18 protein-coding genes and 1 pseudogene are annotated in these 22,241 nt (G+C 57.6%); 10 read left to right on the top strand and 9 right to left on the bottom strand.

Going from position 1 to position 22,241, the window contains the following annotated elements:
* Nucleotides 1–71 precede the first annotated feature (71 nt).
* The gene (locus BEN48_RS03770) at nucleotides 72–323 is read left to right on the top strand and encodes a hypothetical protein (RefSeq protein ID WP_070733074.1); all 252 of its coding nucleotides are present in this window, start codon (nucleotides 72–74) and stop codon (nucleotides 321–323) included.
* Nucleotides 324–384: 61 nt separating this feature from the next.
* On the opposite strand, the gene BEN48_RS03765 is transcribed toward BEN48_RS03770, so the two are convergent.
* The 4 genes from BEN48_RS03765 to BEN48_RS03750 all read right to left on the bottom strand — a co-directional run bounded on the left by BEN48_RS03765 (nucleotide 385) and on the right by BEN48_RS03750 (nucleotide 3,416).
* Nucleotides 385–969 (bottom strand): hypothetical protein, encoded by a 585-nt coding sequence (locus tag BEN48_RS03765; RefSeq protein WP_070733072.1) that lies wholly within the window; start codon nucleotides 967–969, stop codon nucleotides 385–387.
* Nucleotides 970–1,084: 115 nt separating this feature from the next.
* Nucleotides 1,085–1,879 (bottom strand): N-acetylmuramic acid 6-phosphate etherase, encoded by a 795-nt coding sequence (gene murQ / locus BEN48_RS03760; protein ID WP_070733070.1) that lies wholly within the window; start codon nucleotides 1,877–1,879, stop codon nucleotides 1,085–1,087.
* Nucleotides 1,880–1,889: 10 nt separating this feature from the next.
* Entirely contained in the window at nucleotides 1,890–2,147 is a 258-nt protein-coding gene (locus BEN48_RS03755; protein ID WP_070733067.1) for a cytochrome b5 domain-containing protein, read from the bottom strand.
* 111 nt (nucleotides 2,148–2,258) lie between these two features.
* Nucleotides 2,259–3,416, bottom strand: a complete 1,158-nt coding sequence (locus BEN48_RS03750) for an arginase family protein (RefSeq protein ID WP_070733064.1) — start codon at nucleotides 3,414–3,416, stop codon at nucleotides 2,259–2,261.
* Between the two features lie 194 nt (nucleotides 3,417–3,610).
* Here BEN48_RS03750 and BEN48_RS03745 point away from each other — a divergent pair, with 194 nt between their 5' ends.
* The 5 genes from BEN48_RS03745 to BEN48_RS03725 all read left to right on the top strand — a co-directional run bounded on the left by BEN48_RS03745 (nucleotide 3,611) and on the right by BEN48_RS03725 (nucleotide 11,870).
* Nucleotides 3,611–5,392, top strand: coding sequence for an AMP-dependent synthetase/ligase (locus BEN48_RS03745; RefSeq protein ID WP_070733062.1), 1,782 nt, complete (start codon nucleotides 3,611–3,613; stop codon nucleotides 5,390–5,392).
* Nucleotides 5,393–5,546: 154 nt separating this feature from the next.
* The gene (locus BEN48_RS03740; RefSeq protein WP_070733061.1) at nucleotides 5,547–6,023 is read left to right on the top strand and encodes a MarR family winged helix-turn-helix transcriptional regulator; all 477 of its coding nucleotides are present in this window, start codon (nucleotides 5,547–5,549) and stop codon (nucleotides 6,021–6,023) included.
* A gap of 112 nt (nucleotides 6,024–6,135) precedes the next feature.
* On the top strand, nucleotides 6,136–8,544 hold the full coding sequence (locus tag BEN48_RS03735) for a 3-hydroxyacyl-CoA dehydrogenase/enoyl-CoA hydratase family protein (RefSeq protein WP_070733059.1): 2,409 nt from the start codon (nucleotides 6,136–6,138) through the stop codon (nucleotides 8,542–8,544).
* 85 nt (nucleotides 8,545–8,629) lie between these two features.
* Complete coding sequence (locus BEN48_RS03730) at nucleotides 8,630–9,817, top strand: acetyl-CoA C-acyltransferase (protein WP_070733057.1); 1,188 nt, start codon at nucleotides 8,630–8,632, stop codon at nucleotides 9,815–9,817.
* A 262-nt stretch (nucleotides 9,818–10,079) separates the two neighbouring features.
* Nucleotides 10,080–11,870, top strand: a complete 1,791-nt coding sequence (locus BEN48_RS03725) for an acyl-CoA dehydrogenase family protein (RefSeq protein ID WP_070733055.1) — start codon at nucleotides 10,080–10,082, stop codon at nucleotides 11,868–11,870.
* A gap of 105 nt (nucleotides 11,871–11,975) precedes the next feature.
* On the opposite strand, the gene BEN48_RS03720 is transcribed toward BEN48_RS03725, so the two are convergent.
* Nucleotides 11,976–13,397 carry a hypothetical protein gene (locus tag BEN48_RS03720; protein ID WP_206599814.1) on the bottom strand — a complete coding sequence of 474 codons (1,422 nt, stop codon included), beginning with the start codon at nucleotides 13,395–13,397 and terminating at the stop codon, nucleotides 11,976–11,978.
* Between the two features lie 368 nt (nucleotides 13,398–13,765).
* On the opposite strand from BEN48_RS03720, the gene BEN48_RS03715 reads away from it, so the two are divergent.
* Nucleotides 13,766–13,993, top strand: a complete 228-nt coding sequence (locus tag BEN48_RS03715; protein WP_070733051.1) for a hypothetical protein — start codon at nucleotides 13,766–13,768, stop codon at nucleotides 13,991–13,993.
* A gap of 75 nt (nucleotides 13,994–14,068) precedes the next feature.
* On the opposite strand, the gene recG is transcribed toward BEN48_RS03715, so the two are convergent.
* The 4 genes and pseudogenes from recG to mutY all read right to left on the bottom strand — a co-directional run bounded on the left by recG (nucleotide 14,069) and on the right by mutY (nucleotide 18,519).
* A complete protein-coding gene (recG, locus tag BEN48_RS03710; RefSeq protein ID WP_070733049.1) occupies nucleotides 14,069–16,168 on the bottom strand; it encodes an ATP-dependent DNA helicase RecG in 2,100 nt (699 codons plus the stop codon).
* 10 nt (nucleotides 16,169–16,178) lie between these two features.
* A pseudogene (gene gldD, locus BEN48_RS03705) lies at nucleotides 16,179–16,756 on the bottom strand (gliding motility lipoprotein GldD).
* 151 nt (nucleotides 16,757–16,907) lie between these two features.
* Nucleotides 16,908–17,342 (bottom strand): single-stranded DNA-binding protein, encoded by a 435-nt coding sequence (locus BEN48_RS03700; RefSeq protein WP_070733047.1) that lies wholly within the window; start codon nucleotides 17,340–17,342, stop codon nucleotides 16,908–16,910.
* A gap of 139 nt (nucleotides 17,343–17,481) precedes the next feature.
* Nucleotides 17,482–18,519, bottom strand: a complete 1,038-nt coding sequence (gene mutY / locus BEN48_RS03695) for an A/G-specific adenine glycosylase (protein WP_241502161.1) — start codon at nucleotides 18,517–18,519, stop codon at nucleotides 17,482–17,484.
* Between the two features lie 233 nt (nucleotides 18,520–18,752).
* Between mutY and BEN48_RS03690 the strand changes: the two genes are divergently transcribed.
* The 3 genes from BEN48_RS03690 (at nucleotide 18,753) to BEN48_RS03680 (ending at nucleotide 22,160) form a co-directional block, all read left to right on the top strand.
* Nucleotides 18,753–19,061, top strand: coding sequence for an HU family DNA-binding protein (locus BEN48_RS03690; RefSeq protein WP_046244842.1), 309 nt, complete (start codon nucleotides 18,753–18,755; stop codon nucleotides 19,059–19,061).
* Between the two features lie 187 nt (nucleotides 19,062–19,248).
* On the top strand, nucleotides 19,249–20,211 hold the full coding sequence (locus tag BEN48_RS03685; protein ID WP_083320726.1) for a tetratricopeptide repeat protein: 963 nt from the start codon (nucleotides 19,249–19,251) through the stop codon (nucleotides 20,209–20,211).
* A gap of 341 nt (nucleotides 20,212–20,552) precedes the next feature.
* A complete protein-coding gene (locus tag BEN48_RS03680) occupies nucleotides 20,553–22,160 on the top strand; it encodes an Rne/Rng family ribonuclease (RefSeq protein ID WP_083320725.1) in 1,608 nt (535 codons plus the stop codon).
* Nucleotides 22,161–22,241 lie beyond the last annotated feature (81 nt).

The raw sequence follows: 22,241 nt of genomic DNA, 5'->3' as shown, positions 1-22,241 counted from the left end.
TTGACGTTCGGCTTCGGTTGTTCGTTAACTTTTACTTCGAAATTTCAACCCACAACTAACACAACATTAAGATGAAAAAAGTATTGTTCCTCGCTCTGGCTGCTGCTTCGTTTTCGTTCACCGCTTGCGAAAGCAAGAAAGAGGAGAACATGGAAGCTGCTGCTGACAACGTAGAAAACGCTGGCGAAGCCAAAGCGGATGCTATGGAGGATGCCGCTGACGCAGTACGTGACTCGGCCGACGCTAAGGCTGACGCAATGGAGAACAACGCTGATAAGATGGCTCCTGCTACCGAGACTCCTGCTGAAGAGATTAAGAAGTAATTCTTAGCCTTATGGCAACAAAAAAGCCCTGCTGGTAACAGCAGGGCTTTTTTTATGGTCTTTATAGGGTGGTTTCGGGGGCGCCCAGCCGGCGGTTCAGCAGGCCGTCTACCACTTCAAAAAGGCGGCGCGGCTCGTAGGTACGCCACGGCAGGTCGTCGAGCTGTCCGCCAAAGTTTACGTAGTTGTCCACGTTGTACTGCTTCATTTCGCGCTGCACGTGCTCCTGAAAATTAATGCCCGCAATCCAACCGTCTTCCACGTCCTCAAACCACTCTTCGTAGTAGTCATCGTCAGAGCCGTGGAAATTGAACACGTTCTCGCCCACCAGAATAAACTTGCGGATGCCTTCGTGCACAAGCACATCAATGATATTGCGCTTGAGCTCCATGATGTCGTTCTCAATAGCGTCGTTCCACTCACCAATGAATTCGATAATGGCGATGCCATCATCGTAATCCGCAAAGAGTATTTTCAGAAACAGCGTATCCGACCCCATGCTGTCCCATTGGGGGTGGATGTAATAGCCGTAAATAGTATTGGTGTAGGATTCCAGGCTGTTCTCGGCTTCGAATAGGGGCGAGCGGGCGTCTTCGGAGGCAGCGTACTGGTCTATCCAGTTGTAGTGGGGCTCGATGGTGTGCATAGGGTGTGTGGCACATGCTTTAGCTGGTGCATCCCTAGAAACGCTGAAAAGCCCGAATCGTTCGCCGGAAAAAGTAAGCTAGTGAGGCACAAGCCAAACAAAAAAGCTACGGCCTCTATCGCGCCATAAGGGCCGCTCGCACGCTGCCGTGCTGCTTGAGCAGCCGTGCTGCTTCGGCGGCGTCAATGCCGAGCTCTTCCATTAGCATTCGCTCGCCGCGCTCCACCAGCTTGATGTTGGAGAGCTGCATGTCCACCATTTTGTTGCCCTTCACGTGGCCCAGGCGAATGAAAGTGGCAGTGGTGAGCATGTTCAGCACCAGCTTCTGCGCGGTGCCGGCTTTAAGGCGGGTGCTACCGGTCACGAACTCCGGGCCGGTCACTACTTCCACCGGAAATTCGGCGGCGGCCGCTACGCCCGAGCCCGCGTTGCACACCACGCAGCCCGTGGCCAGGCCCGCGGCACGGGCCTGCTGCAGCCCTCCAATAACGTAGGGCGTGCGCCCCGATGCGGCAATGCCCACCAGCGCGTCGTTGGCCGTGATGTTGTATGCCTGCAAGTCTTTCCAGGCCTGTTCGGCATCGTCTTCGGCCCCTTCCACTGCCTGGCGAATGGCAGAATCGCCGCCAGCGATGATGCCCACCACCCGCCCGGCCGGCACGCCGAACGTGGGCGGGCACTCCGAGGCATCTACCACACCCAGCCGGCCGCTGGTGCCGGCCCCGATGTAGAACAACCGGCCGCCCGCTCCCAAGCGCCCCACCACGGCCTCAACCAGGGCCTCGAGCTGCGGCAGGGCTTTGGCCACTGCCTGGGGCACGGTGTAGTCGAGCTGGTTCATGCCCGCCAGCAGGTCGGCCGTGGATAAGGTTTCTAAGTGATTGAACTGGGAGGCGGACTCGGTAGTCATGCAAAGGAAATTATTTCAGCAAACCTATGACGGAGAAATTGTCGAAAACGTTGGCCGTGTGCGGGGCGTCTTTGTCAAGCTCGGCGGTGAGGTCCTGGCCGGCCCAGTGCTCGTAGTGGTTGCCGCGCCGCCACAGGCGCGAGCGGGTAACATCATAAATCCGGCCGTGGTAGGCTACCCATATTTCGTCGCGGTCCTGGCCGTTGCGCAGGGCCAGCTGGCCACGGGTGTAAGCAGGAAGGTCGGTTAGTTGTTTTTGAACAGTCATGCTAAGCGTGTTGAAGCATCTCTGCCGCTTCGTTGCATTCATATGTAGTTACCACTGCGGTAGAGATGCTTCGATAAGCTTAGCGTGACAGTTCTAACTCATCCAAAGATTTTACCCCAACAGCGCCTGCAGCCGAATCCAGCGCTGCGGCAGGTCGCCCTGCGACGCATTCAGGTAGTCCTCGTAAGTGCAGGGCACCACGCGCTTCACGGCGTTGTCGCCCAGGCGCTCCACTTCCATCCACCACTTGTCGGCGCGGCGCGATTTGTAGAATACCAGCTTGTCGGGGTTGCCGGGCAGTACCACGGTATAAGTCAGGAAGCGGAAAGTGCCGAAGCCCGTTTCGGGACGGCGGTGGTAGAATCCTTCCACAAAGTACCACAGCATGGTGGCCACGGTGGCGGCGGCCAGGCCGTGGGGGTCCTGGTCGGCGCGATAGCCGTAGAGGCCGAAAGAGCTGAGCTGCTCGTTGTGGCCGGCGTACCAGCATAGCTGCGTGGCTTCTTCGTTGCCCAGACCGAAGGGGTTGGCCGGGTAGTAGCCGGGGGCGTCCTGCCAGCGGAGCGCCGCAATGTCCACGCTCATGAACTCGGCCTGCCGGATGAGGGGCTCGGCTAGGCGGCGGTCGGCGCGGACCTCGCCTACGCTCATGGTTTCAAAATGGAGCTTTTCGAGGGCTACCAGCACCTCGGGCGGCGTGAGGTACTGCTGGTGGCCCAGATGCGCCAGGCTGAATACAAAGTTGGGCTCGTGCACCAGCAGGCGACGTAGGTGGCTGTCTTCGGGCGGAGTTCCGGGGCCGGGCTCAGCCATGTCGGGCCGGGCATCTACCACCGCGAAGCTGATGGCGCGGTCCTGGCTTTCATAGGCCAGAAACTGCCCGTAGTCCAGGTCGTGGCTGCCACCAATCAGCAGCGGCACCGTGTTTTCTTCCAGCAGGGCCCCAATTATTTCGCGCAGGCGCTGGTAGGTGTCTTCCAGGGTCAGGCCGGGGCGGAGGTTGCCCAAGTCCACGAACCGTACCGAGCCGGTACCTTTTTGCAGCTGATAGAAGCGCTGGCGCACCTCGTTGGCACCGTGGTGGCCGGCCTGGGGCGAGCCGGCAGCACTGCCCCGCCACTCGTCCAGGCCAATGAGGGCGAGGTCGGCGTTGCGCCAGTCGGGGAAGTTTTCAGTGAACCGGGTGGCGTAGGCGGCTAGCGTAGTGGGCGCAGGCGTAGCAGCAGTCAGCGTTTCCGGCAGCGGGTCAAAAAACAGGGCCAGGTTCATTGGGAGCGGAAAGGCTAGTGCTCAAAATTACGCAGGAAAAGCCCGTAAACACGGGTTTTGCGTGTTCTAGCGGCTGGATTGGGTTTAATATATAAGCCCGTCGTTGCCCAGCGGCAACGATGAGAGTATCATTGCCCAGAAAAAAGCACTTTATTTAAGCTGAAATTCATCCGTAAGCCTTCCCCAACCCACCCATGGACGTTCGTCGCACCTTCGATATCCTGACCCATCAATTAGCCAATTCGCCCAAAAAGGATGCATTTGCGGCCAAAATTGACGGGCAGTGGGTGCCCACCAGCACCCAGCAAATTCAGGACGAGGCCAACCGGGTCAGTCTGGGGTTGGTATCCCTCGGCCTCAAGCGCGGCGACAAAGTAGCCATCATCAGCATGAACCGCCCCGAGTGGATGCTGGCCGATTTTGGCATTGCCCAGATTGGCGCCGTGAGCGTGCCCATGTACCCCAGCATCACCGTTGAGGACTATAAGTACATCTTCACCGATGCCGGCGTAAAAGCCGTTTTTGTGGCTGACCAAAAGCTTTACGACAAAGTGCAGGAAGCCACGGTTGGACTCGATATCCCGGCCGAAAACATCTTCACATTCGATAAAATCGGTGGTGCCCGCTACTTCGACGAGCTGCTGGAGCTGGGCCGCAAAGGCCAGCCGGCCAGTCTGGAACCGCTGAAAGCTGCTGTGGAGCCCGACGACCTGCTCACTCTCATCTACACCAGCGGCACCACCGGCAGCCCCAAGGGCGTGATGCTCACGCACGACAACATCTTGAGCAACTGCCGCAGCTCGCAGCCCGCCGTGCCCGTTACCAAAGAAGACCGGGCCCTGAGCTTCCTGCCGCTCTGCCACATCTTCGAGCGCATGGTAACCTACTTGTACATGCTCAACGGCGTGAGCATTTACTACGCCGAAAGCATGGACGTAATTGCCGACAACCTGCGCGAGGTGAAGCCGCAGATTTTCACAACCGTGCCGCGCCTGCTTGAAAAAGTGTACGATAAAATCGTGGCCAAAGGCCACGAGTTGGATGGCGTCAAGAAAGGGCTATTCTTCTGGGCCCTGGACTTGGGCCTGAAATATGACACCCAAAAAGACCAGGGCTTCTTGTACAATACGCAATTGGCGTTGGCCAACAAGCTTATATTCAATAAGTGGCGCGATGCTTTGGGCGGTAACCTGCGCTGCATCGTGTCGGGCGGTGGGGCGTTGCAGCCGCGGCTGGCGCGGGTGTTCTGGTCGGCTGGCATCCCCGTGATGGAAGGCTACGGCCTCACCGAAACGTCGCCCGTGATTGCCGTGGGCGGCTACGAAAAAGAGAACAACATGATTGGCACCGTGGGCCCGGTGGTGGAAGGCGTGCAGGTGAAAATTGCGGCCGATGGCGAGATTCTGACCAAATCGGCTTCTGTGATGAAAGGCTACTATAACCAGCCCGACCTCACAGCCAAGGAATTTGATGAGGAAGGCTGGTTCCACACCGGCGACATTGGCGAGCTGGTGAACGGCAAGTTTCTGAAAATCACCGACCGTAAGAAGGAGATGTTCAAGACGTCGGGCGGCAAGTACATTGCCCCGCAAGTCATTGAGGGCAAGCTAAAAGAAGACCCGCTCATTGAGCAGGCCATGGTGGTGGGCGCCGACCAGAAATTCCCCTCGGCCCTCATCGTGCCCTCCTTCGCCGACCTTAAAGGCTGGTGCAAGCGCAACAACGTGGCCTGCGACTGTTCCAACGAAGAGCTCATCAAAAACGAGAAAGTAGTGGACCTCTACGAGGGCCTGGTGAAGAAGTACAACCAGGGCTTTGCGCAGTGGGAGCAGGTGAAGCGCAGCGTGCTGATGCCCGAGCTCTGGACTGTAGAAAGCGGCGAAATGACGCCCACCATGAAGGTGAAGCGCAAGGTGATTTCCGAGAACAATAAGGAGATAATCGAAGGCCTGTACCACCAGAACGAAAAACGCTAGCCCGCGCTGCCGGCGCACGCAGCCGCCAAGGCCTGGCACAAATAGGTAGTTGGGGAGCCCAGTGCATTGCCTGGGCTTCCCAACTTTTTTTATTGCAAACTAGTATGCAAGCCTAACAAATTTTTCGTAAGTTTACTGCCTATACATCCCGCTTATGAAACCCGAAGAAACCGTCGATTATAATATTAAAGTGGCCTGGCACGCTATTTCGCGGATGTATAACACCCAGGCGGCGCAAAATGACATCACGACCAGTATCGGGTTTGTGCTGCTCAACATCGACCAGGAACGGGGCACGCCGGCCACCAAAATTGCGCCGCTGCTGGGCCTTGAAACCCGTAGCCTGACCCGCATTTTGCGGAGCATGGAGGAAAAAGGCCTCATTTACAAGCAAGCCGATGCCGTGGACAAACGCTCGGTACGCATCTTCCTAACGCCGCTAGGGCTGGAGAAAAAGGATATAGCCCGCCAGACGGTGCGGCACTTCAATCTGAAAATGCGGGAAAAAATATCCCAGAGTCAACTCGATGTCTTCTTCAAAGTTTCGGCTCAGATTACGGGCATGATTGAAGGCAAAAGCCTATTTGAAGGATTTGAATTGAAGCCGTTGCGGCACGAAGAATCCGCGTAGCTGCCGGGCTGGCGCTTTGCGTTGACCCAATGCTGTGATTTCGCCTAAACAAGTAGTAATCAAACACCCCATCGTTCACCGAAACGCGAAGTTCGGCTTCGCGCTGCCTCATATGAATCGAACTATCAAGAGAGTTGCCGTGCTGGGTTCCGGCGTCATGGGCTCGCGCATTGCCTGCCACTTCGCCAACATTGGCGTGCAGGTATTACTGCTCGATATCGCGCCCAAAGAGTTGTTGCCTGCCGAGGAGAAAAAAGGCCTCACGCTGGACGCGCCAGCCGTGAAAAACCGTTTGGTAAACGCGGCCCTGCAGGCCGCCATTGTCTCCAATCCCTCGCCCCTTTACCGCAAGGCCGATGCCAGCCGCATCAAAACCGGCAACTTCGACGACAACCTGAAGGAGATTGCCGGCTGCGACTGGACCATTGAGGTAGTGGTGGAGCGGCTGGATATTAAACTGAGCTTGTTTGAGCGGGTGGAAAAATTCCGCAAGCCCGGTACGCTTATCACCAGCAACACCAGTGGCATCCCGATTCATTTGATGACGGAGGGCCGCTCCGACGATTTCAAGAAGCACTTCTGCGGTACGCACTTCTTCAACCCGCCCCGCTACCTCAAGCTGCTTGAAATAATTCCGACGCCGGACACCGACCCGGCCATCGTGGATTTCTTGCTGCACTACGGCGACTTGTTCCTGGGCAAAACCACGGTGCTGGCCAAAGACACCCCGGCGTTTATCGCCAACCGCGTGGGCGTGTTCGCCATCATGGACGTGCTGCGCATCATGCAGGAGCTGGGCCTCACGGTGGAGGAAGTAGACAAGCTCACCGGCCCCGTAATTGGCCATGCCAAGTCGGCCACCTTCCGCACGTCGGACGTGGTGGGGCTCGATACGTTGATGAACGTGGCCAACGGCCTGGCCCAGGGCCTGCCCAACGACGAAGCCAAGGACGTGTTCCAGTTGCCCGTATTCCTCAAGAAAATGGGGGGAAACAAGTGGCTGGGCGACAAAACCGGCCAGGGTTTCTACAAGAAAGTGAAGGGCGAAGGCGGCAAGTCGGAAATCCAGGCGCTGGACCTAAGCACGCTGGAGTACAAGCCAAGCGCCAAGGTGAAATTTGCCACGCTGGAGCTCACCAAAAGCATGGACGCCCTGGCGCCGCGCTTCGCGATGCTGGTAACGGGCAAGGACAAGGCCGGCGAGTTCTACCGTAAGAGCTTCGGCAGCCTGTTTGCCTACGTGTCCAACCGCGTTCCCGAAATCACCGACGCGCTGTACAAGATTGACGACGCCCTGCGCGCCGGTTTCGGCTGGGAGATGGGCCCATTCGAAACCTGGGACGCCCTGGGCGTGCAGAAAGGCGTGGAGCTGATGCAGGCCGAAGGCAAGCAGCCCGCCGCCTGGGTAACCGAGATGCTGGCCGCCGGCCACACCACGTTCTACAAAGTGAACGCAGCCGGCAGCAAGGAGTACTACGACGCCGATAGCAAGAGTTACCAGCCCGTGCGCGGCGTGGAGAACTTTATCATTCTCGACAACCTGCGCAGCACTGGCAAGGTGCTGTGGAAAAATGCCGGCGCTTCGGTTATTGACCTCGGCGACGGCATCCTGAACGTGGAATTCCATTCCAAGATGAACTCGCTGGGTCAGGACGTCATCGAAGGCTTGCTCAAAGGCGTGGACATGGCCGAAGCCGGCTACCGTGGCCTGGTGATTGGCAACGACGGGGCCCAGTTTTCGGCCGGGGCCAACCTGGGCCTGGTGTACATGCAGGCCATCGAACAGGAGTTTGATGAGCTGAATATGATGATTGCGCAGTTCCAGAACGCCATGATGCGGATGCGCTACAGCAGCATTCCGGTGGTGGGCGCGCCGCATGGATTGTCGCTGGGTGGCGGCTGCGAAATCAACCTGCACTGCGACCGTGTGGTGGCGGCCGCCGAAACCTACATGGGCCTCGTGGAATTTGGCGTGGGCCTGATTCCGGCCGGCGGCGGCACCAAGGAAATGACCTTGCGCACCGCACTCAAGTACGAAGAAGGGGAGCCGGAATTCAACATGCTGCGCAACACCTATATGACCATCAGCACGGCCAAGGTTTCGACCTCGGCGGCGGAGGCATTCGACTTGGGCTTTATGCGCCGGGGCGACGAAATAGTGGTGAACAGCAACCGCGTCATCGCCGCCGCCAAGGCCGCGGCCCTCGATTTGGCTGATGCCGGCTACACCCAACCCGTGCCTAAGACCAACATCAAGGTGCACGGGCGGGGCGCGCTGGCCATGTTCAAAACCGGTGTGTACGCCATGCAGCAGGGCAACTACATTTCCACGCACGACCAACTCATTGCCGACAAGCTGGCCTACGTGATGTGCGGCGGCGACCTGAGCGCCCCCACCGAAGTGAGCGAGCAGTACCTGCTGGATTTGGAGCGCGAAGCCTTCCTGTCGCTCTGCGGTGAGCGCAAAACGCTAGAGCGGATTCAGAGCATTCTGACCACCGGCAAACCTCTTCGTAACTAAAAAAACATTCCGCACAGAGTTCACAGAGTTTCACAGAGAAAACTCTTTTAACTCTGCGAACTCTGTGCGAGAAATCCCTTAACTCATGTCGAACAACACTGCATATATCGTAGCCGGCTACCGCACAGCGGTGGGTAAAGCCACCCGCGGCGGCTTCCGCTTTACCCGGCCCGACGACCTCGCGGCCACCGTTATCAAGCACCTCGTGGCGCAGGTGCCGGCCCTGGACCCCACGCGCATCGACGACGTAATTGTCGGCAATGCCGTGCCCGAGGCTGAGCAAGGCTTGCAAATGGGGCGTCTGATATCGCTGTTGGCGCTGCCCATCAACGTGCCTGGCCTCATCGTGAACCGCTATTGCGGCTCCGGCGTGGAAACCATTGCCATGGCCGTGGGCAAAATCACGGCTGGCATGGCCGATTGCATCATCGCCGGTGGTACCGAGAGCATGAGCATGGTGCCCACCGTGGGCTGGAAAACCGTGCCCAACTACAACCTGTCGGTGAAGCACCCCGACTATTACATGGGCATGGGCCTCACCGCCGAAGCCGTGGCCAACGACTACAAAATCAGCCGCCAGGACCAGGACGAATTCTCCTACAACTCGCACCAGAAGGCCATCAAAGCCATTGAAGGCGGTAAGTTCAAGCAACAGATTGTGCCTGTGACCGTAGACGAAACCTACGTGGACCAGGCCACCGGCAAGAAGAAAACCCGCTCTTTCGTGGTGGACACCGACGAAGGCCCCCGCGCCGACACTTCGGTAGAAGCCCTCGCCAAGCTGCGTCCCGTGTTCGCGGCCAACGGCAGCGTGACCGCCGGCAACTCCTCCCAAACCTCCGACGGCGCCGCATTCGTGCTCGTGATGAGTGAGCGCATGGTGAAGGAACTGAACCTCGAGCCGATTGCCCGCATGGTGAACTACGCCTCCGAAGGCGTGGACCCGCGCATCATGGGCATGGGCCCCATCAAAGCCGTGCCGAAAGTGCTGAAACAAGCCGGCATGAAGCTCGAAGACATCGACCTGTTCGAGCTGAACGAAGCCTTCGCCTCGCAGTCGCTGGCCGTAATGCGCGAGCTAAACATGGACCCCGAAAAAACCAACGTGAACGGCGGTGCCATTGCCCTGGGCCACCCGCTGGGCTGCTCCGGCGCCAAGCTCAGCATCCAGCTGTTCGACGAGCTGCGCGAGCGCGGCAAGAAGTATGGCATGGTCACGGCCTGCGTGGGCGGCGGTCAGGGCGTAGCTGGCATCTACGAGCTGCTGAAGTAGCCGCTGCTGTCATGCTGAGCAGAGTGAAGCATCCTTTCACTTTAGAACAACTCGTGCTGCGGTGAATAGTATGCTTCGCAGGCTCAGCATGACAGACGTATTTTAGAAAAGAAAACCCCGTTAATCCGGGGTTTTCTTTAAGCAAAGTAGTAGGCACGCCTAACATTTTTTTGTATCTTGCAACATCAAGCCGCTCGCCTCGTTCTTATTTAACTAGTAGGCAAGCCTAATACTTTAATTCTCAATTACCACCCCACTCGTCATGGAAGCAACGCAAACAGCACCCCTCAAAGGTGGCGAATTCATCATCAAACCGACTGATTCGCAGAACGTTTTCACCCCGGCTGATTTTACCGAGGAGCAGAACTACATGCACCAGACCTGTCTCGACTTTGTGGCGGCTGAGGTAACCCCGCTGCTGGAGCGCCTCGACAACCACGAGGAAGGCCTCATGCGCGGCCTGATGGAAAAGGCGGGTCAGCTGGGTTTGTTCGGAGTGAGCGTGCCGGAGCAGTTTGGTGGCCTGGACATGGACTTTCCGACGGCGTTGCGCGTGACCGAAGGTGTGGGCGGCGGCCACTCGTTCCCGGTAGCTTTTGCGGCCCACACGGGCATTGCCCTGTTGCCCATTCTGTACTTCGGCAACGATGAGCAAAAGGAAAAGTACCTGCCCGGCCTCACCTGCGGCGAGTTGATGGGTGCCTACTGCCTCACTGAGCCCGGCTCCGGTTCCGACGCCTTGGGCGCCAAAACCAAAGCCGTACTGAACGCCGAAGGCACTCACTACGCGCTGAACGGCCAGAAAATGTGGATTACGAACGCCGGCTTTGCCGATGTGTTCATCGTATTTGCGCAGATTGACGGCGACAAGTTCACCGGCTTTATCGTGGACCGTGACACGCCTGGTCTGACCCTTGGCAACGAGGAGCACAAGATGGGTATTCGCGGCAGCAGCACCCGCCAGGTATTCCTGGCCGATGCGCTGGTGCCGAAGGAGAACGTGCTGGGCGAGATTGGCAAAGGCCACCTCATTGCCTTCAACGTGCTCAATATTGGCCGCATCAAGCTGGCAGCGGCTTGCCTGGGTGCCACCAAAATGGCGGCTACGCTGAGCGTGAAGTATGCTAACGAGCGGGTGCAGTTTAAGCTGCCCATTTCGAAGTTTGGCGCCATTCGCTACAAGCTGGCGCAGCAGGCGGTGCGGATTTACGCCGTCGAATCGGCGATTTACCGCTCTGGTTCCGATATCTACCGCATGGAGCAGCAGCTCATGGCCGAAGGCAAGGGCGCCAATGAGGCACTGCTGGGTGCGGCCCGCGAGTTTGCCGTGGAGTGCGCCATTCTGAAAGTAGAAGGCTCGGAAGTGCTGGACTACGTGGTGGACGAAGGCGTGCAGATTTATGGCGGCTACGGCTTCTCGGCCGATTATCCCATGGACCGCGCGTACCGGGACTCGCGCATCAACCGCATTTTTGAAGGCACCAACGAAATCAACCGCCTCCTGGCTGTTGACATGATTTTGAAGAAAGGGCTGAAGGGTGAAATCGACCTGATGGGCCCCGCCCAGGCCGTGCAGCAGGAGCTATTGAGCATCCCCAGCCTGAGCCAGGACGAAGAGACCGGCCTGTTCAGTAAGGAGTTCAAAACCCTCGCCAACCTGAAAAAAGCAGTGCTGATGGTAGCCGGCTCGGCCGTGCAGAAGTTCACTGCCACCTTGGCCAAGGAGCAGGAGCTGTTGATGAACATCGCCGACATGGCCATCAAGGTGTACATCGCCGAGAGCACGCTGCTGCGCGTGGAGAAAGAAGCTGCCGCCAAAGGCGAGGAAGCAATGGCCGCCGAAACGGACATTGCCCGCATCTACCTGGCCGACGCCGTGGACATTGTGGAGAAAGCCGCCAAAGATGCCATCGGCAGCATGGCCGAAGGCGACGAGCAGCGCCTGTTGCTCATGGGCCTGAAGCGCTTCACCAAAACCGAGCTGCTGAACGTGAAGGAAGCCCGCCGCCGCGTGGCCGCCAAGCTGATTGAAGCAAACGAGTATATATTCTAGCCTTCTATCTGCAAAAACAAAAAAGCCGCTCCTGGGTCAGGAGCGGCTTTTTTATTGGCATGGAGGGATTCCAACCGGGGGCTGATGCTACATTGGTTGCAAGGGCTATTTGACCACAATCTTCTCCAACTGCAGCGCGGCCGATTTCTTGCTGGGCCGGCTGACACCGATGATGGTTTTTTCGCCCAGCCACGTTGTGAAGTCTTTCACATAAGCCAACTGCTGGTCGTCGGCCACGTTCAGTTTCAGGCGTTCGGCCGGGCTCACCACGCCGGTCTGGGCATTGATGTTGCGCAGGTAGAGGTCCGACTTTTTGTTGATGGTTTCCAGCGTGACCACCTGAACTTTGTTGCCGAACACAGCAGCCCGAAACCCGATGCCTGTATAGCCGTCCACCGCCGGTGCCTTCTGGTCTTTGGCTATGATGCTGTTCCAGTTGGGTTGGCCGTATTCATTGTAGCCAAATACGTGCAGCTCCCGTGCGTGCACCGGAGATTCGCTGCCGTCTTCCTCAAAATACCTCTCCGCAATTACTACCAGTTGCTTTTCTGGAGTCAGCAATAGGTCGCCCAGGTAGATGTCGTCCAAGCGCTTCACGTCTAGGCCGGTGGTTTTGGCTATTTCGGCCAGATAAGCAGGGGTGAAGCGGACCTCCGGAGAGAACTTCATATCGCCGGACCCACTAAAATCGTATTTCACCACTTTCAGGCTGTAATACTCGCCGGTTTGGTAGTCGGCACACAGCGCGGCGGCGTAGAGACTGCCATCGCTGAGCACGGTAAATTTTGCGTCCCGAATGGTCACGGCTTTGCCCCCGAATGTGCCCCCTACGGGCACGCCCAACACCTTGATTTCGGTGGAAGCGCCAGCCGGGTAGCGGCGCACCGTTAGCTTCTTCATCCGGTCGCTGACCATAGTCACGTACTGCGTTCCGTCATTGGCTACGTGTACGGCGGGCGAAAAGAAGTCGCCCTGGTCGCGGAAATCGTACGCTTTTTCCTGCAATTGCATCAGGTTCTGGTCAAACAGCGTGGCCGCAATGCTCTTTACCTGCTGCTCCCGCGTGAAGTAGCGAAACGCCAGCAGCCGGGTGCCGTCGGGGGAAATGGACACGCCCGGGCGGCGGTCGCTGGCCGGGGCAGCCATTACCGTTTTGGTAGCGCCTTTTTGACCATTTTGGAGATTCACCGACACCACGCTCAGGTTCTGGCTGCTTTCGTCCTTGTGGTGCAGCACCACCCAAGCCTGTTGTGGCCCGCGTCCAAACGCTTCAAGGCTTTCGCCGGGTGCCACGGGAATGGTGGTGCTCCATTGCTTTTTGAGGTCGGCATCGTAGCGTTCTACCGCGTAGCCGCCTGCACTCTGGTGGGCCAGAATAACGAAGCCCGAACCATCGGCTAAGGCCAGGGTCTTGCGGGGCACGCGCATGTCGTAGCGGTCGGGTCCCTGCTCAGGGAGGTAGTTGAAAGCGGCCGATTTCACCTTCTGCGCCATTGCAGGGGCAACGCTACCGGCTAGGGTCAGCAATCCAAGCAGCAAGGCCTGCCGTATCATAAGATTAGGGCGTAGTTGAAACATGTACAAAAAAATAGGAAGGGAATTAATGATTCAAAAGTACCAACTACGATGCCGTGAACGACACCAGCGGGGACTAGCAATAAAATCGCACCATAATTCATAACACTTCATGTGACACTTCCGTAGAGGGGATTCGTTTGAGCTTCATACACAGATAAGGACGCTATACCCAAGGAATTAACTTTAATGCTCCTTGCTTCCCATGTTCGACGTTTTACCTAATAAGTTCAACGAGTTTTTGACTCTTTTTAACGCCTTTCTCCACCATCCCTCTGCCACCTCGTCTACCTTTGTTTTACCTCTACGTTATATAGACTATGAAATCTCTACTCAAATTCACCCTTTTAGCGGCCTTAATTATTGGTGGTAAGCTCACAAAACAGACAGCTTCCGTAGCTCCCGCTCAGACAATTGAAACTAAAACAACTCCCGATACCTCGATGGTTTTTGTGAACCAAAATACAGTGTTGGAGCCAATTAGAATCAATGAAGAGACAAACGCGAAGAAGCAGGGCAGCATTGAACTGCTGGCTAATATGTTTTAAACATACAGATTAGGTTGACCCGTAATAGCCTGCTTGCAGGCTATTTTTTTGCCCCGTTTGCACGTCTCGGCTTGCCTAGCTAATCCTGCTCCAGTTCACGGCCGTGGCCGGCAGGCTTTCAATGTGCCGGCGAATGTTGCCGTTGGCAGGCTGTTCCAGGTTGGGGTCTTCTGTGAGCAGGGCTTGGGCGGCTGCCCGGCTCTCGCTCAAAATGCGGCCGTCCTTGGCCAAGTCGGCAATGAGCAGGTCGAGTACGCCGCTTTGCTGGGTGCCCATGAGGTCGCCGGGGCCGCGGAGCTTCAGGTCGATGTCGGCAATCTCAAAGCCGTTGTTGGTTCGCACCATGGTTTCGAGGCGGGTGCGGGCGTCCTTGCTCAGCTTGAAGCCAGTCATGAGGATGCAGTAGCTTTGGTCGGCGCCCCGGCCTACGCGGCCGCGTAGCTGGTGTAGCTGGCTCAGTCCGAACCGCTCAGCGCTCTCAATCACCATCACGGAAGCATTGGGTACGTTCACGCCCACCTCAATTACGGTGGTAGCCACCATTATCTGGGTTTCCCGATTGATGAAGCGTTGCATTTCGAAGTCCTTCTCCTCGGCCTTCATGCGCCCGTGCACAATGCTAATTTGGAACTCCGGGAAGGCTCGGCTCACACTCTCGTAGCCATCGGTTAAGTCCTTATAGTCCATCGTTTCCGATTCTTCAATCAGCGGATACACGATGTACACCTGCCGCCCGATTTTCACCTGGTCGCGGATAAACTCAAACACTTTCAGGCGGTTGGCGTCGAAGCGGTGCACCGTCACAATGGGTTTGCGGCCGGCGGGCAGCTCGTCAATCACGCTCACGTCGAGGTCGCCGTAGAGCGTCATGGCCAAAGTGCGCGGAATGGGCGTGGCCGTCATCACCAGCACGTGCGGGATGATGTGCGGGTTTTTCTGCCACAGCTTGGAGCGCTGCGCCACCCCAAAGCGGTGCTGCTCGTCCATAATGGTGAGGCCCAGGTTCCGGAACTGCACCACGTCCTCGAGCAGGGCGTGGGTGCCCACCAGCATGTGCATGGTGCCGTTGCGCAGGGCCTCGTGCAGCACGCGCCGCTGGGCAGTGCGGGTGCTGCCGGTGAGCTTCCCAATGCTGATTCCCAACGCATCGGCGTATACTTTCAGGCCGGTGTAGTGCTGGTCGGCCAGAATCTCGGTGGGCGCCATGATGCAGCTTTGCGCGCCGTTGTCGGCGGCCATGAGCATGGCGATAAAGGCCACAATGGTTTTGCCCGAGCCCACGTCGCCCTGCAGCAAGCGATTCATCTGCTGGCCGGTGCAAAAATCCTTGTAGATGTCGTGAATAACGCGCTTTTGTGCGCCGGTGAGTTCAAACGTGAGGTGGTTTTTATAGAAGTCCACCAGCGTGGGCACCTGACTGAAAATCTGGCCCGCTAAGGTCACCTTGCGCTGGTCACGCTGCCGCAGCAGCTTGAGCTGCACGTAAAACAGTTCCTCAAATTTGAGCCGAAACTGGGCCGCGGCCAGCAGCTCCGGACTCTGAGGGAAGTGAATCTGCTGCAGGGCCTGGGGCTTGCTCATTAGCGCGTACTGCTCAATGAGGGCTGGCGAGAGCGACTCCACCACGTGCGACTGCGCCAGCTTCAGCAGCTCAGCTACCATTCGCATAATGGCCTTGCTATCGATGCGGTGGTAATTCTTGAGCTTTTCCGAGGTGTTGTACACCGGCTGCAGGAAGCTCTGGCCGGGCTTGGCCTCGGTCACTTCTTCCAGCTCTGGGTGCGCCATTTGCGGCCGCCCGTTAAACATCGTCGGCTTGCCGAATACGATGTATTCTTGGTTGTTTTTGGTGTATTGCTGCACCCACTTCACACCCTTAAACCAGACCAGCTCCAGCTCGCCGGTGCCATCGCCTACCTTGGCCGTCAGGCGCTGCTTGGGGCCCTCACCGATCAGTTCCTTGTTGCGTAGCATGCCCTTCACCTGCACGTAGGGCAGGTCGTCGTGCAGGTCGGCCACCTGGTACACTTGGGTCCGGTCAAGGTACCGGAAGGGGTAGCGCTGAATCAGGTCGCCGTAGGTAAACAGGCCCAGCTCCTTGCCCAGCAGCTGGGCCCGCTGGGTGCTGCCCACCGTGCGCAGAAACTCGAGCCGGGTGTTGAAGAAGTTGCTCATTCTTCGCTCCCTATTTGTATTTCAAGGTGTTGAGCATGCGTATCATGTCTTCCTTCACGTACTCAATCACGGGCGCCAACGAGTCGTTGGCGGTTGCGTCCGGAAGTACAGCGCGCCGCGTAGGAAGTGTTTGGTGCTGTCGGTGGTGTAAAACTGGAACTGGCTCGGCACCTCGCCCTGCAACTCAAACACCGAAGCCCTAATGCCGCTGGGAGTCTTGAGAATACGCTCATCGATGGCCGTGGCCTTTATTTCGTGCTTGCCGGTGAGCTTGCGGGCGTCTTCCATCATCTTGTTGTAAAGGCGCTTGTCGCGCTGCACGTCCATGTAGGTAATCTGCACGTTGGCGTTCAGCTTGGGGTAGTACACGTTTAGCCAGTGCGGCTGGGCCATGTACGACGAGTCCCGCTTTATCACGGCTTCCCGGGAATACTCAAAAGAATAGGGGTGGTCGCCGGGCAGGAGCTGGTAGCGGTGCGGCGGCAGGTCGATGCGGTTGTAGCCCTTGGGCTTGGGCGTGAAGTCAGGAGCCGAGGAGCAGCCCGCCAGCACCGTGAGCGCAACCACAACCAGCGTAATTTTTTTCAGAAGTACTTCCACAGAATTTTTGCTAAGAATGCGCCGCTGACTTTGCAGCGAGCGGGTCAGGCTTCAAAGGTAACCGTTGGCTGGTGCCGGTGGCAACGAAAAGAGCCCCGGACTAGTGCCGGGGCTCATACTCAAAAACGTTAGGAAACTGCTAAAATGGCAACTGGTCCAACTCCGGCTCCTGCCGGAAGGTTTGCTGCGGCTCGGCTATTGCCTGGCCGTTGGCATCGGCTGCCGCGTGGCCAGCGCCTTGAGGCCGGCCGCCTAGCATTGAAATCTCATCGGCGATGATTTCCGTGATGTAGCGGGTCTGCTGGTCCTTGTCCTGGTACTGGCGGGTGCGCAGCTTGCCTTCGATGTACACCTGCTGGCCCTTCTTCAGGAATTTATCAGCCATGTCGGCCAGGCCGCGCCACGCCGAGATGTTGTGCCACTCGGTGCGCTCCACGCGGGTGCCTTGCTTGTCTTTGTAATACTCATTGGTAGCAAGGGTGAAATGAGCCACGCTAACGCCGCCTTCCAAATGCCGCACCTCGGGGTCTTTGCCCAGGTTGCCTACCAATATTACTTTATTTACTCCGGCCATATTACTGCACGTTAGGAAATACGAAATCGAAAGAGCCACTCGGCTTTTCTTGTCTCAAAGATAGGTATTTAAATCCGAGAAAATGAAATTTTTACTAAAATAAAAAGCACGAAAAACTAATTTGAGTGGGAGGATTGCATTAGCTATTCTGGCTGCAATAATTCGCAATGAGCTTGGGCTTGGGCAAGGCCTCAATCTCATCGGCAGAGTAGGCCCTTAATCCCAGGTCCCGAAGGGTAGATTCTGGTAGCGGTGCCGATAGGGCCAGGGGGTGGAACCGCGCCTCCAGCTTCTGGTGGCTGAGCACGTGCCGGTAGGCTGCAATAGGTTCGGCCGCCTGGCTGGTGTCCAGGCGCGCGCCCAGTGCGTCCAGGTGGCGCAGGAGCTCAGCGGGCGGCAGCTCCGGAACTGTGGTTTCGGCCAGGGCGAAGTCGTAGAGCCCCTGCCAGATGTCTTTCTCGCGGCGTTCGCGCAGGTAGGTGCGCTCGCCGTGGCGCAGCACAAAGTAGTGGAAGTACCGGGTGCGCGACGCTTTGGCCTTGCTCTTCACCGGCAGCAGGGCCACCTGCCCGTGCTGAAACGCCCAGCACTGGCTTTGCAAGGGGCAAAACAGGCAGTCGGGCTTGAGGGGCGTACACTGCAAAGCCCCAAACTCCATAATAGCCTGGTTGAAATCGGCCGGCGTACTGGCCGGAATGTGCTGGTCGGCCAAGGCCTGGAACTTCTTACGCGAGCTGGGCGCTGCAATGTCCGAATGGAGCCCGAAAATGCGGGCCAGCACGCGGTACACGTTGCCATCGAGCACGGCCACGGCCTCATCGAAGGCAAACGACGCAATGGCCGCCGCCGTGTAGGGCCCCACGCCCCGTAGCTGGAGCAGGCCCGCGTAGGTACCGGGAAACTGCCCGCCGAACTCGCTTACCACCTGCTGGGCGGTGTGGTGCATGTTGCGGGCCCGGGAGTAGTACCCCAAGCCCTGCCAGTAGCGGAGCACTTCGGCCTCGGGCGCAGCGGCCAGGTGCTGCACCGTGGGATAGGCCGCCAGGAAGGTTTCGTAGTAGGGGAGGCCCTGCGCCACGCGCGTCTGCTGCAGAATTACCTCCGATAGCCAGATGGCATACGGGTCGCGGGTGTGGCGCCACGGCAGGTCGCGGTGGTGGCGTGGATACCAAGCCAAAAGCGCAGCCGCCAGAAAGGAAGGCCGGGGAGTTGCAGCGGTCAAAATTTTGAAAGCGAATAATTTGGCTCCAGACCTTGTTTATTGGTCTGGGTTGGTAAAACAAAAAAAGAGGGCTACCTTTGTGGCCCCAATTCAAGGGCGAACCGTCTACCGGGCAAGGGCTTACGCTGGAATTTGGGATTTTTTTGCCTAAAAAAGTATTTTTTTAACCACATAAGGAACATACCAACGTGACTAAAGCTGAGGTAATCGCCGAAATCTCTACGAAGACCGGCATCGAGAAAGCAGATGTATTGATGACTGTTGAAGCATTCTTCAAAGTCGTGAAAGATTCAATGACGGAAGGCAACAACATTTATGTACGCGGCTTCGGCTCGTTCGTAAACAAGAAGCGCGCCCGTAAAGTAGCCCGCAACATCTCGAAAAACACGTCGCTCATCATCGAGGAGCATTACATCCCTAGCTTTAAGCCCTCGAAAACTTTCGTGGCTAAAATCAAGAACAGCAAGAAGGTGAAAGCCGTTGCTGCCAAAGCCTAAATTATCCGAAGTAGTCGAAAACGAGTGTCAGCAGTTCCTTACTGAACACTTAAGCGGGTTTCCAGTGTTACCCAGTCGGGCAACCGACCGGTAGCCCAGTCTTCGACTATCAGAATGATGAATTACCGGCCGTGCCGCCGGTGTCTTTTCCGCGAGGGAGAGCCCGGCGGCCGGCTTTTTTCAGCCCATGGCCACTACCAGTTCTGCTTCCCATCAATTGGTTGTCCTCGCCGCCGCACTCGCGTTGGTTGGGGGCTTGTACGTGTTGCCCAAAGGCATTCTGAAGCCCAAGGAAAGCCGTTCGGAGCTGAACAGTGACGCTGCTAAAACCGCTAATCGGGACGGTGGCGGTTCTAAAACCAACGGCTCCAAAACCGAGGCTTCTTCGGGGCCGGTGCCGGCTACGGCCACCGACAACGGCGGCGCTCACTCCGATGACGACGGGCACGACCACGGTTCCTCGGCGCCGGCGGCTGCTCCGCACACCACGGCCACTGCTGCCCAACGGCAGGAGCTGACGCGGTTGCTGGCGCAGTACAAGGCCGCGCCCGATGACGCTGCTCGTGGCGAGGTGGCCACCACCCTGGCCCGCCGCTACGAAAGCGTGGAGCGCTTTGATAGCGCTGGCTACTACCTGGAGCGCAACGCTTTGGCACGGCCCACTGCCCGAAATTGGCAGCGGGCAGCCGATGCTTACTTCCAGGCGTTTAGCTTTGCGGCGTCGGACGAGCGGGTGAAGCTGCTGGGTGGCAAAGCCCGGGAGCTTTACGCGAAGGTGCTGAAGCAAGAACCCGGTAACCTCGACGCAAAAACCAACCTCGGCATGGCCTACATGGCTTCCGAGAACCCCGTGCAGGGTGTAACCATTCTGCGCGAAGTACTTGAAGCGGACCCCCGCAACGAGAAAGCCCTGTACAACATGGGCATTCTGGCGGTGCAAAGCGACCAGTACGACAAAGCCGTGAAGCGTTTTCAGGACTTGGTGAAAGTCAATCCGAAGAACGTGAACGGGCAGTTTTACCTCGGCGTGACCCTGGCCCGTACCGGTGCCAAGGAAGCTGCCAAGGCGGCATTCCTCACCGCCAAAAGCCTCAGTGCCGACCCGGCCTTGGCCGCTTCGGTAGACGAGGAAATTGCCAAATTGAAATAACTAAAACTCATTCAAACACCAACTTAACCCCCAAGCATCATGCCCTGCGGTAAAAAAAGAAAGCGTCATAAAATTGCCACTCACAAGCGTAAGAAGCGCCTGCGCAAGAACCGCCACAAGAAGAAGTAAGCCTCACGGGGCGTAGCGGCGGCCGGTAGTTTTCCTAACGGGAAGGGAGCCAGCTGCCTATCTCTCACGTAGCCTCCTGGGTGTGGCCGCGTTGGGTGCTTTTCCCGTGGCTCGCGAGGGAAGCCAGAACTTATGGTTCTGGCTTCCCTTTGCCGGTTTCGGGGCAGCGCTGCGGCATTTTCTGGAGAGGCTACCTTAATTAAACCAACGCTTTGAGTAATGAATTAGTCATTAATTCTACTCAGGAAGGCGAGCGGATTGCGTTGTTGCAGGACAAGCGGCTGATTGAATACCACTTCGACCGCAACGACACCAACTACTCAGTAGGCGACATCTTCCTGGGCACCGTGAAAAAGGTGATGCCTGGCCTTAATGCGGCTTTCGTAGACATTGGCTACGAAAAAGACGCGTTTCTGCACTACGGCGACCTCGGCGAACAATACAACTCCTTTACCAAGTGGGTGCGGACGGTTCAAAGTGGCCGGGCGGCAACGGCCGGGCTGGAAAAATTTACGTTTGAGCCCCCGCTTGAAAAAGTGGGCAAGGCGGAGAGCGTGTTCAAAAAAGGCCAGCAGCTCGTCGTTCAAATAATAAAGGAGCCTATTTCGACCAAAGGCCCCCGGGTGAGCACCGACATTTCGATGGCCGGCCGCTACCTCGTGCTGATGCCGTTTTCGAACACCATCAGCGTCAGCAAGAAAATTGTGAGCAAGGCGGAGCGTGACCGCCTCAAGCGGCTCATTGCCAGCATCAAGCCGCTCAACTTTGGCGTCATCATCCGCACCGTGGCGGAAGGGCGGGAAGTGGCCGAGCTGGACAAGGACATGCAGGACATGGTGGCCAAGTGGGAGCAACTCTACAGCACGCTTCGCACGGCCAAGCCCAACGACAAGGTGCTGGGCGAACTCGGCCGCACGTCGTCAATGGTCCGCGATATGCTGAACGAGTCGTTCGACAGCATCATGGTGGACGCCCCGACGATGTACGACGAGATGCGCGACTACCTGCAGAAAATCGCGCCCGATAAGCTGGGCCTGTTGAAGCTGCACAACTCGAAAATCAAGATTTTCGAGCAGACGGGCATTGAAAAACAGCTCAAAACGCTGTTTGGCAAGACCGTGACCGTGCCCGGCGGCGGCTACCTCGTCATCGAGCACACCGAAGCCCTGCACGTGATTGACGTGAACTCGGGCAGCAAGAGCAACCAGGAGAACGACCAGGAGGCTACGGCCCTCATGATTAACCTGCTGGCTGCGAAAGAAGTGGCCCGGCAGCTCCGGCTGCGCGACATGGGCGGCATCATCGTTATCGACTTCATTGACATGCGCTCGGCTGAGAGCCGCAAAAAGGTGGAGGACACGGTGCGCGACGTGATGAAGGTCGACAAAGCCAAGTACACGGTGCTGCCCATCACCAAGTTCGGGCTGATGCAAATAACCCGTCAGCGGGTGCGGCCCGCTGAGAATATCGTGACCGGTGAGGTGTGCCCTACCTGCGGTGGTACCGGCAAGATTTCGGCGTCTATTCAGGTGACGGACGATATCGACAACAGCATTGACGACCTGCTGGTGAACCAGAACCAGTCGGGCATTACGCTGTCAATACATCCGTTCCTTTACGCCTACTACACCAAAGGACTGATTTCGCGCCAGATGAAGTGGTACCTCAAGTACTACAAGTGGGTGAAAGTGGTGAACGACAGCAGCCTCGGCCTGACCGATTACCGTATCGAAGACGAGCGGGGCGAAGAAATTCAGTTGCGCTCTTCGGCAGCGGCCATGAGCCGCCTGCAGGACCGCGAAGTCGAAATCGTCGACTAATCGGGTTGCGATAAATCAATAAAAGCCCCGCCGCTTGCACGAATGCAGGCGGCGGGGCTTTTGCTTGTGGTAGCCGAAGGG

This window comes from Hymenobacter glacialis (assembly GCF_001816165.1).
GTDB lineage: Bacteria > Bacteroidota > Bacteroidia > Cytophagales > Hymenobacteraceae > Hymenobacter > Hymenobacter glacialis.
Note: the sequence above shows the minus strand (reverse complement) of the source record. Positions and strands in the feature narration are given on the sequence as shown.

What these genes read in the sequence shown, in the direction of transcription:
- recG (WP_070733049.1), bottom strand. Translation starts at nt 16,168, where the DNA reads ATGAGCAACTTCTTCAACACCCGGCTCGAGTTTCTGCGCACGGTGGGC.
- BEN48_RS03745 (WP_070733062.1), top strand. Translation starts at nt 3,611, where the DNA reads ATGGACGTTCGTCGCACCTTCGATATCCTGACCCATCAATTAGCCAAT.
- BEN48_RS03715 (WP_070733051.1), top strand. Translation starts at nt 13,766, where the DNA reads ATGAAATCTCTACTCAAATTCACCCTTTTAGCGGCCTTAATTATTGGT.
- BEN48_RS03735 (WP_070733059.1), top strand. Translation starts at nt 6,136, where the DNA reads ATGAATCGAACTATCAAGAGAGTTGCCGTGCTGGGTTCCGGCGTCATG.
- BEN48_RS03740 (WP_070733061.1), top strand. Translation starts at nt 5,547, where the DNA reads ATGAAACCCGAAGAAACCGTCGATTATAATATTAAAGTGGCCTGGCAC.
- BEN48_RS03750 (WP_070733064.1), bottom strand. Translation starts at nt 3,416, where the DNA reads ATGAACCTGGCCCTGTTTTTTGACCCGCTGCCGGAAACGCTGACTGCT.
- BEN48_RS03770 (WP_070733074.1), top strand. Translation starts at nt 72, where the DNA reads ATGAAAAAAGTATTGTTCCTCGCTCTGGCTGCTGCTTCGTTTTCGTTC.
- BEN48_RS03765 (WP_070733072.1), bottom strand. Translation starts at nt 969, where the DNA reads ATGCACACCATCGAGCCCCACTACAACTGGATAGACCAGTACGCTGCC.
- murQ (WP_070733070.1), bottom strand. Translation starts at nt 1,879, where the DNA reads ATGACTACCGAGTCCGCCTCCCAGTTCAATCACTTAGAAACCTTATCC.
- BEN48_RS03755 (WP_070733067.1), bottom strand. Translation starts at nt 2,147, where the DNA reads ATGACTGTTCAAAAACAACTAACCGACCTTCCTGCTTACACCCGTGGC.
- BEN48_RS03685 (WP_083320726.1), top strand. Translation starts at nt 19,249, where the DNA reads ATGGCCACTACCAGTTCTGCTTCCCATCAATTGGTTGTCCTCGCCGCC.
- BEN48_RS03700 (WP_070733047.1), bottom strand. Translation starts at nt 17,342, where the DNA reads ATGGCCGGAGTAAATAAAGTAATATTGGTAGGCAACCTGGGCAAAGAC.
- BEN48_RS03730 (WP_070733057.1), top strand. Translation starts at nt 8,630, where the DNA reads ATGTCGAACAACACTGCATATATCGTAGCCGGCTACCGCACAGCGGTG.
- BEN48_RS03725 (WP_070733055.1), top strand. Translation starts at nt 10,080, where the DNA reads ATGGAAGCAACGCAAACAGCACCCCTCAAAGGTGGCGAATTCATCATC.